Origin of the sequence: Bradyrhizobium sp. BEA-2-5 (assembly GCF_032918025.1) — a bacterium.
Lineage (GTDB): Bacteria > Pseudomonadota > Alphaproteobacteria > Rhizobiales > Xanthobacteraceae > Bradyrhizobium > Bradyrhizobium pachyrhizi.
The window spans coordinates 1,714,643-1,728,167 of sequence record NZ_CP136629.1; the positions used below are offsets into that span (position 1 = coordinate 1,714,643).

The window sequence follows — 13,525 nt, forward strand, 5'->3', positions numbered from 1 at the left end:
GTGTGCAGCGGTTTTCCGAAGAGATCATGCTCAAACAAGGAGCTAAGGCGCATTTCATCGCGCTTTAGCGGCAACGAGGATCGGATGGATATCCAGTTCACGGAAGAGCAGGAATTGTTGCGGTCCAGCGTCCAGCGGCTGCTGCGCGATCAGTATGATTTCGACGCCCGCCGCAAGATCGTCGCGAGCGAAGAGGGGTTTGGCCGCAAGCAATGGGCTGAATTCGCCGAACTCGGCCTGCTTGGCGCGCCGTTCTCGGAAGCGGTCGGCGGGCTCGGCGGCGGGCCGCTGTCGACCATGATCATCATGCAGGAGTTTGGCCGCCATCTCGTGGTCGAGCCGTTCGTCGAGACGGTCGTCGTTGCGGGTGGCTTGATCGAGCAGGCAGGTTCCGACGCGCAGAGGCAAGCGTTCATTGCCGACATCATCGCAGGCACGAAACTTTGGGCGCTGGCCTGGACCGAGAAGGGTTCGCGCTTCGACCTCGCCACCGTCACCACCACGGCACGCCGCGACGGCGACGGCTACGTCCTCACCGGCGAGAAGACGGCGGTGATGGCCGCGCCATGGGCGGATCATCTGATCATCTCCGCGCGCACCTCGGGTCATCGTCACGATCGCGGTGGCGTCAGCCTGTTCGTGGTCGATCGCCGCGCCGCCAATCTCGACCTGCAAAGCTTCAGGACGATCGATGGTCGGAGGGCGGCCGAGATCAGCCTGCGCGGCGTGCACGCGGAATTGCTGGGCAGCGAAGGCGAGGGCGTCGCCGCGCTGGAAGCCTGCCGCAACCGCGCCATCGGCGCGCTCTGCGCCGAGGCGGTCGGCGCGATCGGCGAACTGAACGCCGCGACGCTGGACTATTCCAAGACGCGAAAGCAGTTCGGCGTCACGATCGGCAGCTTCCAGGTGCTGCAGCACCGGATGGTCGACATGTTCATCGCGCATCAGGAGGCGTTGTCGCTGATGCAGCATCTCGGCCTCAGTCTCAGCGAGGATGAGGCCGGAGTCTCCCGGCTGGCCGCCGGCGCAAAATCCAAGATCGGTTATGCCGGGAAGTTCGTCGCCGACCAGGCGGTGCAGCTGCATGGCGGCATGGGCATGACCGACGAGCTCAATGTCGGCCACTACTTCAAGCGGATTTCCTCCATCAACATCCAATTCGGCGATCCCGCCTATCACGTGCTGCGCTATGCGCAGCTCGACGCGGCCGCCTGATTCAGAGAGGTAAGCATGTCACAGGATGCAGTCATCGTCTCCACCGCGCGCACCGGCGTCGGCAAGGCCTATCGCGGCGCGCTGAACAACACCGACGGCCCGACTTTGGCCGGCCATGTGATGGCCGAGGCGGTGAAGCGCGCCGGCATCGCGCCCGGCGAGGTCGAGGATGTGGTGATGGGCTGCGCCATGCAGCAGGGCACCATGGTGATGAATGTCGCGCGTAAGGGCGCCATCCGCGCCGGGCTGCCGGTGACGGTCGCCGGGACCACCATCGACCGGCAATGCGCCTCCGGCCTGCAGGCTATCGCGGTCGCCGCGCGCTCGGTGATATCAGACGGCGTCGAGATCGCGATCGGCGGTGGCATCGAGTCGATCAGCCTGGTGCAGAACGAGCACATGAACAGGTTCCATGCCGTCGACGACGAACTGATGGCGATGAAGCCCGAGATGTACATGTCGATGCTGGAGACGGCGGAAGTCGTCGCCGAGCGCTATGGGATCGGCCGCGACAAGCAGGATGAATATAGCCTCGAATGCCAGCGCCGCGTCGGCGCCGCGCTGCAGGGCGGCCGCTTCAACGACGAGATCGTGCCGATCACGACCAAAATGGCTGTGGTCAACAGGGACACCAAGGAAGTCAGTTACCAGCAGGTGACGCTGGCCAAGGATGAGGGGCCGCGGCCGGATACCACGGCGGATGGACTCGCCAAGATCAAGCCGGTGTTCGAGGGCAAGACCATCAGCGCCGGCAACGCCAGCCAGCTCTCGGATGGAGCCTCGGCCTGCGTGATCATGAGCGACAAGATCGCCGCGCAGAAGGGGCTGAAGCCGCTCGGCATCTTCCGCGGCTTCGTCGCCGCCGGCGTCGAGCCGGACGAGATGGGCGTCGGCCCGGTTGCCGCGATCCCGCGGCTCCTCAAGCGGCACAACCTCAAGATCGACGACATCGGCCTCTGGGAGCTCAACGAAGCCTTCGCCGTGCAGGTGCTGTATTGCCGCGACAAGCTCGGCATCGACCCCGAGAAGATCAACGTCGACGGGGGCGCGATCGCGGTCGGCCATCCCTACGGCATGACCGGCGCGCGGCTCACCGGCCATATCCTGATCGAGGGCCGACGGCGCAAGGCGAAATACGGCGTGGTGACCATGTGCATCGGCGGCGGCATGGGCGCGGCCGGCCTGTTCGAGATCGTCCACTGAGCGGAAACGCGGGAGAAACTTGTGAAGACAGCAATCACTGAACTGTTCGGTATCCAACACCCCATCATTCAGGGCGGCATGCATTTCGTCGGCTTTGCCGAACTGGCCGCCGCCGTCTCCAATGCCGGCGGGCTCGGCATCATCACCGGTCTCACGCAGAAGACGCCGGAATTGCTCGCGAAGGAGATCGCGCGCTGCCGCGACTTGACCGACAAGCCGTTCGGCGTGAACCTCACCTTCCTGCCGACCTTCTCGGCGCCGCCCTATCCCGAGTACATTGCGGCCATCGTCGAAGGTGGCATCAAGGCGGTGGAGACCGCAGGCCGCAGCCCGGAAGCCTACATGCCGGCCCTGAAGGCGGCCGGCATCAAGGTCATCCACAAATGCACCTCGGTGCGCCATTCCCTGAAAGCCGAACGCATCGGCTGCGATGCCGTCAGCGTCGACGGTTTCGAGTGTGGCGGACATCCCGGCGAGGACGACATTCCCAACATGATCCTGCTGCCGCGCGCGGCGGAGGAGCTGAAGATCCCGTTCGTCGCCTCCGGCGGCATGGCCGATGGACGCAGCCTGGTCGCGGCGCTCGCGCTGGGCGCGGCGGGCATGAACATGGGCACACGTTTCATCGCCACCAAGGAAGCTCCGGTGCATCCTAATGTGAAGCAGGCGCTGCTCGACGCCGACGAACTCGACACCCGTCTCGTGATGCGCGCGCTGCGCAACACCGAGCGGGTGCTGAAGAACAAGGGCGTCGATGAGCTGCTCGAGATCGAGCGCGAGAAGGGCGACAAGCTCACGATCGACGACATCCACGATCAGGTCGCGGGCGTCTATCCCAGGATCATGCTGGACGGCCAGATGGACGCAGGCGCCTGGAGCTGCGGCATGGTCGCAGGCCTGATCCACGACATCCCGTCCTGCAAGGAGCTCATCGATCGCATCATGGTTGAAGCCGAAGCCATCATCCGGCAGCGGTTGACCGGCTTCCTCGACGGCAAGTTCGAAACCACGCCGGCCCGCGCGGTCGCCTGACGGGAGAGTGCCATGACCGAGCATGTCAAGGTTGAGATCGCCGCCGGCGTCATGACGCTGACCTTGCAGCGGCCCGAGAAGAAGAGCGCGCTGACCGGCGCCATGTATAACGCGATGTCGCAGGGGCTGAAGCAGGCTGAGACCGACCCGGCCGTCCGCGTCGTCCTGTTCCAGGGCGACGGCGACAGCTTTACCGCGGGCAACAACCTCGCCGACTTTGCGAGCCAGGCGCGCGGCGAAAGCGAAGTCGATAGCCCCGCGCATCGCTTTATCGAAACCATCAGCAAGGTCGGCAAGCCGCTGGTCGCGGCCGTGCAGGGCAATGCGGTCGGCGTCGGTACCACCATGCTGCTGCATTGCGACCTGGTCTATCTCGCCGAGAACGCCCGGCTGATCACGCCCTTCGTCAACCTCGCTCTGGTTCCGGAAGCGGCGTCGAGCTGGCTGTTGCCGCTGCGGATCGGGCACGCGCGCGCCTATGCGATGTTCGCGCTCGGCGAGCCGATGGATGCGCAGGGCGCGCTGGCATCGGGCCTCGCCAATGCTGTGGTGCCGCAGGCCGATCTGCGCCAGAGGGCGCATGACGTGGCGATCGCGCTGACCAGGCGACCGGCGGGTTCGCTCGGCATGACCAAGAAGCTGATGCGTGAGCAGCAACGGATCGCGGCGCAGATCGCCGAGGAAGGCGTGCTGTTCAAGGAGAGGTTGGCGACGCCCGAGGCGCGCGAGGCCTTTGCTGCCTTCGCGGAACGGCGTCAACCTGATTTCACCAAGCTGTCGGCCTGACCGGCGGCGTAACTCACGGACACATCGAGGGAGTGAACAGCATGGGCGTCACCGGCAGCCATCAATATCCCGCCATGGAATCCGTGATCTACGGCAAGCCGGCGGCCGAGGCTCTGCGCGAAGAGGCCGAGCGGCTGGGCGCCAAGCGCGTCTATCTGATCGCCAGCCGGACGTTGAACACCACGACCGACGAGATCGAGAAAATCCGTCAAGCACTCGGCGATCGTCATGCCGTGACCTTTGACGGCGTGCCGCAGCATACGACGCGGGACGTTGTGACGCGGATCGCGCGGCAGGCCAGCGAGGCCAGGGCGGACCTCGTCGTCGCGATCGGCGGCGGCTCGGTGGTCGATGCGGCGAAGATCGTGCTGATGTGCATCGAGCACGCGATCTTCGAGCCGGCCGGGCTCGACGGCTTCGAGACCACGCCGGAACGGCGCTTCGGGCCGTTCCGCTCGCCGAAGGTCCGGATGATCGCGATTCCCAGCACGCTGTCCGGTGGCGAATACAATTCCGGCGCGCTGGTCACCGATACCAGCCGCAAGCTGAAGCAGATCTTCAACCACCCGATGATGATGCCGCGCAGCATCATCCTCGATCCCGCGATCACGAAATACACGCCGGAGAAGCTCTGGCTCGGCTCCGGGACGCGGGCGATGGATCACGGCATCGAGGCGATCTGCTCCAGCCGCCCCAACGTGCTGGTCGATGCAGTGTGCCAGCAGGGGCTGCGCTATCTGCACGATGGTCTGCTGCGCACCAAGGCCCACCCCGACGACGCGGCGGCGCGGCTGAGCTGCCAACTCGGCTCCTGGCTGTCGGCGTTCGGATTGCAGTCGCGGGTGCCGATGGGCGCCAGCCACGCCATCGGCCATGTGCTCGGCGGCACCTGCGACGTGCCGCATTATTTCTGCACGGCGGTGATGATGCCGAGCGTGCTCCGCTACAATCGCCCGGCGACGGAGGCCGCCCAGCAATCGATCGCCGCCGCGCTCGGCGCACCGGGGTGCGACGCCGGCGAGGCGTTTGCGGCGTTCATCGCGGAGCTCGGCCTGCCGCGGCGGCTTGCCGATGTCGGCGTCGGCGAAGACCGCTTCGAGCTGATCGGCCGGAACGCCATGCTGTCGATCTTCACGCGGGCCAACCCGCAGCCGATCCGCGAGCCCGGCGACGTCGTCAAGATCCTGAAGCTCGCCGCCTGAGGCATCAGCACCGGAGCAGCCGCCATGGCCGCCTTGCGCATCTTCTCCTATCTGCCGAACCCGCGCGTCTGGAAGGCGACCATCGCGGCGCGGTTCTGCGGTGTCGATGTCGAGGTCAGGGGCGCCTCGGGCAAGGAGCTGCGGGACTGGTTGTGGGACTATGATGCCCGCCCGCTGGCGGAGCGCGAGCGCGCCTCGCTGTCGTCGCTGGCGCGCACCGGGCGGGTCGGACTGACCGGCGCGCAGCTCTTCAAGACCGATGCGTTCATGGCGGCACAGCCGTTCGGCAATGTGCCGGCGGCGTTCGGCGCCGACGGCAAGGTCGGGATCTTCGAATCGAACAGCATCATGCGCGCGGTGGCGCGGCTCGGCGCGGCAGCATTCCCGCTCTACGGGCGCGACGCCTATGAGGCGTCGCGGATCGACAGTTTTCTCGATGTCAGCCTGGTGTTCGCGCGGGACTCGCAAATCTATCTGCTGGCGCTCTCGGGCGGCACCGTCGATGCGGCCATTCATGCGCGGGCCAAGGATGCGTTCGCGATCTATGCGTCCGGCATCGAGCAGGCGCTGTCGCCGCGGCGGGAGGCGCTGGTCGGGAACGGTGTCTCGATTGCCGACATCTGCTTTGCCGCCGAACTCGCGCTGTTCATGAATGAACATGCGCGGACCGAGCAGCTGCAAAAGCAGGGATTGACGAAAATCCTGCACCCGGGCGCGCAGGATGAGTATCCGTTGATGTTTGCTCACTTTGACCGCCTGATCACGCATGAGCACGTCAGACCGGACCTCAAGCCTTACGTCGAGAAGCTGCTGTCGAAGGCGGCCGCCTGACCATGAAGGCCATCGGCCGCAACGCGGAGGGTTGATCGTATGACCGCACCTGTCTGTCTGATATCCGGCGTTGGGCCCGGCACCGGTTCGGCGCTCGCCAGAAGATTCACCGAGGGCGGCTATCGCGTCGCGCTTCTCGCCAGGAACGCGGAGCGTCTCGCCGCGCTCGAGCAGCAGCTGCCGGGCGCAAAGGCCTATCGGTGCGATGTGTCCGCTCCCGCGCAGATCGAGGCGGTGGCCTCGGCCGTGGAGCGCGATCTCGGCAATCCCGCCGTGGTCATACACAACGCCGTCGGCGGCGCGTTCGGCACCTTCCGCGAGATCGATCCGGAGATTCTCAATCGCAACTTCCAGGTCAACACGATGGGACTGTTGTACCTGGCGCGGCGGTTCGCCCCGGCGATGATCGCTGCCGGCAAGGGCGCCATCGTCGCGACCGGCAACACCTCGGCATTGCGCGGCAAGGCCGGCTTCGCGGGGTTCGCACCGACCAAGGCGGCGCAGCGGATTCTCGCCGAGGCGATGGCCCGCGATCTTGGGCCGCAGGGCGTTCACGTCGCCTATCTCGTGATCGATGCCGTGATCGATCTGGAGTGGACGCGGAAGCGCTGGCCGGATCGGCCGGACGATTTCTTCATCAAGCCGAAAGCGATCGCCGACGAGGTCTGGCACGTCGCCCATCAGGATCGCAGCGCGTGGTCATTCAATGTCGAGATCAGGCCGTTCGGCGAAGCCTGGTAGGCGCCGCGCGCCGGTCGCAAGAGTTGGTCAATTCATAAAAGCTCAGGGGGAATTTCATGTTGTTGAAGACGTTTGCCGTATCCGTTGCGATGCTTGCGGCGCTGCCGCAGCTCCAGTCCGCGCCGAAACACCAGGGGTCTCGGAGTCGGAGGTCAAGGTCGGTGCGACGTTCCCGTTCAGCGGGCCGGCATCGCCGCTCAGCAACACCGGCAAGGGCCTGATCGCCTACGTCCATTCCGTCAACGACCGCGGCGGCATCAACGGCCGCAAGATCAACCTCATCACCTATGACGATGCCTACACGCCGCCCAAGGCCGTGGAGCAGACCCGCAAGCTGATCGAGAGCGACGAGGTGGCGTTCCTGTTCAGCCCGCTCGGCACGCCCGGCATCGGCGCGACCGTCAAATACGTCACCGCGAAGAAGGTGCCGCATCTGTTCGTCGTCAGCGGCGCGACGAAGTTTGCGAACTTCACCGAGTTTCCGCTGACCACCACGGGGCTGCCGAGCTACAACACCGAAGGGAAGATCTACGCAAAATACGTCACGCAGACGGCGCCCGATGCGAAGATCGCGATCCTCTACCAGAACGACGATCTCGGCCGCGATTTCGTGGCCGCGTTCAAGGAAGTGCTGAAGGCCGATTTCGACAGGAAGGTGGTGACGTCTCCCTATGAGGTCACCGAGCCGACCATCGAATCCCGCGTGGTGACGCTAAAGGCGTCGGGTGCGCAGGCGTTCCTGATCGCCGGCACGCCGAAATTCGCGGCCCAAGCGATCAAGAAGGCGAACGAGATCGGATGGTCGCCGCTGACCATCGTCAACTACGTGTCGAGCTCGGTTTCCGCGACCATCGTGCCGGCGGGGGCGGACAAGGCGGTGGGCGTTGTGGTGGCGACCATCACCAAGGACCCGAACGACAGGAAGTGGGCCGACGATCCCGGCATGAAATGGTATCGCGCCCATTTCGAGAAGTATCTTCCCGGCGCCGATATCGGCGACAACAATTATCTGTTTGGCACCCAGCAGGGCCGGATTCTGGAGCAGGTGCTGAAGCAGTGCGGCGACGACCTGTCGCGCGAGAACATCGTGAAGCAGGCGCGCAACATCAGAGGGCTCGTGCTGCCGACGCTGATGCCGGGCATCACCATCAACACAGGCCCCGACAACAGCATGGCCTATACGCAGCTTCAGCTGCAACGCTGGACCGGAAGCTCATGGGAGCAGTTCGGCGGCGTGCTGAGTGCCGACCTGAACTGAACCGGGTCGACCGAGGCGCTAGTGGAGCCGACGTGCGATCGGCTTCGCCAGCGTGTTTTGCCATTCCCGCTGCGCCGACTGGTCGCTTGACCGCAGGCTGTTCAGCAAGGCTGTGGTCTTCGGCTGAACCCGCGAGCCGTCGATCACCTCGAGCCGGCCGCAGCGGTTGAGCGTGTGCAGCTTGCGTCCGGTCCACAGCGGCCCGGGTTTGAGCAGATGGCGCACGGCCTGCCGGTAAGTCGTCGGCGACAGTTCGAGCACTTCCGCAAGTCCGAGCGCCGCGCCGTATCCGTTGCTGCAGTCCTGCACCGGCCGCCACAGCTTGCCGTTGATGGTCACGAAATTGCCGGCCGGCCGCGTCGTCGCGCGATCGATCAGGATCGGATTGCTTGCATGCGGACGCCAGGGGCCGAACAACTGCTCGGCGTAATAGATCGCCAGCGTGTCGGAATATCCGCCGGTGCCGTCGCGCCAGGCGCCGAACATGTAGTAGAGGCCGTCATGCTGCGTGATGGTCGCGTCGGCGAGTTCGAGCCCTGACAGCAGCGTGCCTTGCCGTTCCCACTTGTCGGGAAAGCGGACGCATTTGTAGATCGGGACGTCCCGATGCGCGGTGCTTTCCGGGATCATCCACAGTTCGCCGTTGTTCTCGATCAGGAACGGGTAGGACAGGTGCCAGGGCTCTTCGAGCACCGGCAGCACCGTGCCAACCGGACCCTTGCCGTCGAATTCGATCGTGGAGATGATGCCCTTGCCGGTGCGGTGGTCGAGGTCTTCGAAGAACACGAAGGTCCTGCCCTGCCACTTCACCGGGACGGGATCGGCATAGAAGTGATTGCCAGGATCGCCGAGCACGTTCCAGGCAGGTCCCGACAGGTCACCGGTCCGCCAGACATCCGCGTTGTCGGCGTAGCGCCATCCGACATGCCAATGCGGCGCGTAGCAGCAGAGACGGTAGATTTCCTTCGCGATCGAGGTCGCGACGCCGCGCAGGACAAAGGGCGCGGGATTTCGCGGCGCGCTGGCCGCCGGCACAGCCAGTTGCGGCACCAGTCGCGGAGCCCTCGACAGGATCGGCGGCAGCATGGACAAGGTACGTGCCATGACGGTTTCGAGCGCGCCGCTGAGGCCCGCGGCAATTTCTCCGGATGGATGGCCGCGGTCGAGGACCGAACCATCGACCTCGTTGACGATGTCGATCACGGGCAGGTCGCCGGCGAGAATGGCGGCGAGGGCGGCGGCTTCGCCCGCCTGTCCGTTGAAGCGTGGACGGAGGTAGAGCCCGGCGGAGCAGTTCGGGTCCCGCGCGGCAGTGGTGAAGTCGACCACCACATCGGGGTTGCCCATGCGCGGTCGTTCCGCAATCGTTTTCAGCCTGTCGGCCTCGCCCGCCTTGCCCTTGCGCAGCACGATGCGTTCGAGCTCGAACAGCATGTCGAGGCCGGCGGGCCTGGGCCCCGGCGTCGTCGTCCAGGCGATTTGAACGGGAATATCCTGATCGTTGACGCGCAGCGTCTCGCGACGCATCCAGAGCCGCGCCTGCGCTCGATCGCAGCGAAACTCGATAATCATGTCCAGCCCAATTTCCTAGTGCGCGTCCACTCCTACGGCATTGCCGAGAATCCGGACGTATTCCTCTATCATGGCATCCAACGAATAACGCGACTTCAGGCCTACGGCGCTTTGCCGCAGCTGGTCGCTCAACAAACGATCGGTCAGGACTTTCGATACAGCGGCCGAAAACTCCGCCTCGTTCGCAGCGTCAACGAACACCGCGGCAGGCTGCCCTTGGTAAGACAGCACCTCGCGCAGCACCGGCAGATCGTTGACGACGCAGGGGATGCCGGCGCTCGCGGCTTCCACCGCGGCGAGGCCGAAGGTTTCGGCCTGCGTCGGAAATACGAAGACGTCGAGGCACGCCAGAAATTCGGCCATCTGGCGCGGTGGAATCTCGCCGATGAAGTGTAGCCGGTCCGCGACATCAAGCTCGTTCGCCAGGGCTCGCAGCCGTTCCTCATCCGCGCCTTGCCCGGCGAGGGCAAGATGCCAGGATTGGTCGGCGGCCAGCAGGCGAATCGATGCATCGAGCCGCTTGTGCGGGTGCAGCCTTGCCGCGCAGCCGAGCAGCGTGCGATCCGGGGGTAGCTTGAACTGCTGCCGCGCGACGTTCTTCGGCAGGCTGTGCGACTTGTCGTCGAAGCCATGGGGGACGTGCGTCATGCGCGCGCGATAGGTCGCGGGATAGCGCGCGTATTCACGTTCCATGTCGCGCGAGTTCAGCGTGATGCACTGGAAGAAGCCGGTCGAGCCCATGATGATGTCGGCGGCTCGCACCGGCATGCTCATCGACATCGCCGAGGACACCTGGTTGGCGATCACCGGGGCGCGGCTGACGAAGCGCGAGACGCCTCCGCCGATCACATTGCCGAAGTGCTGGAAGGTCAGCACGACATTGGGCCTGAGGGTCCTGAGATGACCGGCGAGCGTCCGCAGCATCCGCAGCAGCGCCACCGGATTGCCCGGCCGGCTCTGCGCGCAGTAGAGCGTATCCGGCGGTTCATCGAAGGAGTCCGATTTGCGGAAGAAGAATAGATTGGTGACCCGGTAGCCGCGAGCGGTGAGCCCGGCGCCGAGGAGCCGCGAGATTTCCTGCGCACCGGCGTTCTCGGCCTGGGTTTGCACCAGGACGACACGCAGCTTTGGCTTGCCCACGTTCGATCGATCGCGTGATGCGGTCGATGCCTCGCGCAATTCTGCGCTTGGCCTGTAGTGGAGCACGGCTTCCTCACCCGTCGAAGGAGTGGAATCGTCCCCCTCGCTATCGCGCGCGTACTTATCACGCGAGGCGCGCTCGTAGACCGAGTAGCGCGTGTTGAGGTTACTGCTCATTTCGTGCGATCAGACATTGCCAGCAATCGTGAGCCATTGTTTCACACATAGGGTACAGGTGGCTCGTTAACTAATTGGTTACGTCCGCATGAGGAGGGGGTAACCGTGGATTAACCATAGATATTTACGTTGGAGCAGTACTGTCAGTTGAATTCGAGTCACAGCCCCATGAAGTTCGGTAGCCGCGTAGGCCCGAGACGTTCCGAAGCCACGGAACCCGCCGCGTCGTGGGAAACTGCCGGCGTGCAGACCAGCCGATCCTCTGCGGAAACCACCAAAGGCGTGCTTAGCATTCCCGGCGTGGTGGCTTTTTTCCGCGAGAACGGTCAACGCATTCTAATGCTCGCCGCGGTGATCTTCGCGGTCGGCGTCATTCTGCTGATGTTGATTCCGGCGCGCTATGCCGCGACCGCGCTCGTCGTGGTCGACCCGCGCGAGCAGCGCGTGACCACCGATCAGGACGTCCTGCCGGGCATCGGTCAGGATGCCGCAGCACTGCAGAGCTATGTCGAGATCGCCAAATCCGACGGATTTCTCGGGCCGCTGATCGAGCAACTCAAGGTCGCCGAGGACAGCGACATCTCCGGCGGCAGGACCGACCCGACGCGCCTGCTCGACAGGTTTCGCAACCGGCTCGACATCTCCCGGCGCGGATTGACCTATGTCATCGCCATCAAGTTCACGTCCAACAACCCGCAGCGCGCGGCGTACTACGCTAACGCGGTGGCTGAGGCGTTCGTCGCCAGCCAGCGCGGCACGCGCAGCGTGGCGACCGACGAAGCCGCCGACTGGCTGAAGAGCCGGCTCAAGACGTTGAACGACCGCCTGCGGTCTTCGGAAGATGCCGTTGCGAAATTCAAGCTCGAGCACAACATCGTCAATGCCGGCAAGGAATCCACCACGCAGCAATTGCGGGTGACCGATCTGACCCAGCAGGTCTCCGCGGCCCGCGCGCGCACCGAGGAGGCCAAGGCACGCTACGAGCAGGTGCAGCGCGACCTCAAGGCCAATGTCGAAGGGCCGGTGAAGCAGGATCTGCTGAGCATGCTGCGCGCGCAGCGCTCCGCGCTCAACGACCAGATCGCACAAAAGCGCGGGGTGCTGGGCGATCGTCATCCGGACCTCGTGATGGCCCTCAGCCAGCTCAGCGATCTCAACCGGCAGATCGAGATCGAGCGGAAGAAGAACATCGACACCGCCAAGTCCGAATATGAGGCCCAGCGCGAGCAGCAGAACGCGCTGGAGGATCAGCAGAAGGCGGTCGAACAGCAAATCCTGATCGACGGTCAGGCGCTGGTCAAGCTGCAGGAATTGCAGCGCGACGCAGATGCCAACAAGAATATCTACGAGCAGTTCCTCTCGCGCTACAAGACCACCGACGAGCAGCGGCTGCTGCAGAGCTCGCAGACCAAGGTCGCATCGCCTGCGACGCCGCCGGTGCGCTCGACGCTGCCGCCGCTTCCGCTGTTGCTGGTCGCGCTCGCGATCGTCTCGCTGCTGACGTCGACGGCGATCGTCGCCGTTCCCGGTCTGAATCTGAAGCAGCTCCCGATCAAGGCCATTCCGCCGCTGCGTCAGGCCGAGGCGCCCGCACTTGCGCCGGCCGCGCCGCAACCTGCGCTGCCGCCGGGATTGCCCGTGCTGGCCCGCATTCCCAACATCGCGTCGTTGGACGCGGTCAGGAGCGTCTGGCAGACCCCGATCTCGTCGACGGCCGAGCCTGATCTCAGTCCGCATCTTGAGCTGCTGATCGAGAACATCGAGCAGCTTCCGGGAGAGCACGGCAAGGTGGCACTGCTGCTGTCGGTCGAGGCCGGTGCCGGCGGCAGCACCGTCGCACGGTCGCTGAACCGATCCGCGCTCAAGAACGGAATGCTCAGCGTGCTGATCGAGATGGAATCAAGGCGCGCCGAGACCGCGCCGCCGCAAGGCTCGGGGATCATCAAGGCCGACCTGCCGTCGGTCGTCGAACTGCTGGGCGCCAGCAGCAAGGCGCCGCCCTATCCGCCGGACGATATTCGCGCCGATTTCGGCCTGATCATCGTCGACGCATCGTCGCTTGCGCTGCAGCCTGCCGCGGTGGCGCTGGCTGCCCATGCCGACCTGGTGATCCTCGTGATTCGCGAAGGGACCGCCAACTCGGCCGCGATCGGCAAGGCGCGGGCCGATCTATCCGGGTATGGTTCGGTCCCAACCGCGCTGGTCGTCAATCGCGTGGCGGTCAATGACGCCGTTCGCGGTCGCCAGGGCGAGGCGCTCGGCCTGGCGAGCTGAAGGCGGTTCAGCTGAAGCTAGCGCCTTTTCCGTTCCGATAGTTTCGGAACGTGGCTCCGGATTCTTGTTTTGACGCGTTTTCTTCGGGCGAACC

General features: G+C 65.0%; 11 protein-coding genes. 9 read left to right on the forward strand and 2 right to left on the reverse strand.

All coding sequences use genetic code 11. The features are described 5' to 3' along the window. Positions 1 to 84: 84 nt before the first annotated feature. Genes RX327_RS07965 through RX327_RS08000 form a run of 8 tightly spaced genes read left to right on the forward strand, consistent with a single transcriptional unit; the run spans position 85 to position 8,268 of the window. Positions 85 to 1,215, forward strand: a complete 1,131-nt coding sequence (locus RX327_RS07965) for an acyl-CoA dehydrogenase family protein (protein WP_317249967.1) — start codon at positions 85 to 87, stop codon at positions 1,213 to 1,215. Positions 1,216 to 1,230: 15 nt separating this feature from the next. After that, positions 1,231 to 2,418 (forward strand): acetyl-CoA C-acyltransferase, encoded by a 1,188-nt coding sequence (locus RX327_RS07970; RefSeq protein ID WP_317249968.1) that lies wholly within the window; start codon positions 1,231 to 1,233, stop codon positions 2,416 to 2,418. A 21-nt stretch (positions 2,419 to 2,439) separates the two neighbouring features. Then, positions 2,440 to 3,450 carry a nitronate monooxygenase family protein gene (locus RX327_RS07975; RefSeq protein ID WP_317249969.1) on the forward strand — a complete coding sequence of 337 codons (1,011 nt, stop codon included), beginning with the start codon at positions 2,440 to 2,442 and terminating at the stop codon, positions 3,448 to 3,450. Positions 3,451 to 3,462: 12 nt separating this feature from the next. Beyond that, the gene (locus tag RX327_RS07980; protein WP_317249970.1) at positions 3,463 to 4,236 is read left to right on the forward strand and encodes an enoyl-CoA hydratase-related protein; all 774 of its coding nucleotides are present in this window, start codon (positions 3,463 to 3,465) and stop codon (positions 4,234 to 4,236) included. Between the two features lie 41 nt (positions 4,237 to 4,277). After that, the gene (locus RX327_RS07985; protein WP_050386819.1) at positions 4,278 to 5,438 is read left to right on the forward strand and encodes an iron-containing alcohol dehydrogenase; all 1,161 of its coding nucleotides are present in this window, start codon (positions 4,278 to 4,280) and stop codon (positions 5,436 to 5,438) included. A gap of 24 nt (positions 5,439 to 5,462) precedes the next feature. Next, the gene (locus RX327_RS07990; protein ID WP_050386820.1) at positions 5,463 to 6,269 is read left to right on the forward strand and encodes a glutathione S-transferase; all 807 of its coding nucleotides are present in this window, start codon (positions 5,463 to 5,465) and stop codon (positions 6,267 to 6,269) included. A gap of 39 nt (positions 6,270 to 6,308) precedes the next feature. Continuing rightward, positions 6,309 to 7,010, forward strand: a complete 702-nt coding sequence (locus RX327_RS07995) for an SDR family NAD(P)-dependent oxidoreductase (protein ID WP_050386821.1) — start codon at positions 6,309 to 6,311, stop codon at positions 7,008 to 7,010. Continuing rightward, a complete protein-coding gene (locus RX327_RS08000) occupies positions 6,976 to 8,268 on the forward strand; it encodes an ABC transporter substrate-binding protein (protein ID WP_244482523.1) in 1,293 nt (430 codons plus the stop codon). Before RX327_RS07995 ends, RX327_RS08000 begins: the two co-directional genes overlap by 35 nt. Positions 8,269 to 8,286: 18 nt before the next feature. On the opposite strand, the gene RX327_RS08005 is transcribed toward RX327_RS08000, so the two are convergent. Together RX327_RS08005 and RX327_RS08010 are read right to left on the reverse strand one after the other, a co-directional pair. Then, positions 8,287 to 9,840: a hypothetical protein gene (locus RX327_RS08005; RefSeq protein WP_317249971.1), complete on the reverse strand. Its 1,554-nt coding sequence runs from the start codon at positions 9,838 to 9,840 to the stop codon at positions 8,287 to 8,289. A 15-nt stretch (positions 9,841 to 9,855) separates the two neighbouring features. Continuing rightward, positions 9,856 to 11,046, reverse strand: coding sequence for a glycosyltransferase family 4 protein (locus RX327_RS08010; protein WP_317251221.1), 1,191 nt, complete (start codon positions 11,044 to 11,046; stop codon positions 9,856 to 9,858). 279 nt (positions 11,047 to 11,325) lie between these two features. Between RX327_RS08010 and RX327_RS08015 the strand changes: the two genes are divergently transcribed. Further along, the gene (locus RX327_RS08015; RefSeq protein WP_410712147.1) at positions 11,326 to 13,431 is read left to right on the forward strand and encodes a GumC family protein; all 2,106 of its coding nucleotides are present in this window, start codon (positions 11,326 to 11,328) and stop codon (positions 13,429 to 13,431) included. The last annotated feature ends 94 nt before the right edge of the window (positions 13,432 to 13,525 follow it).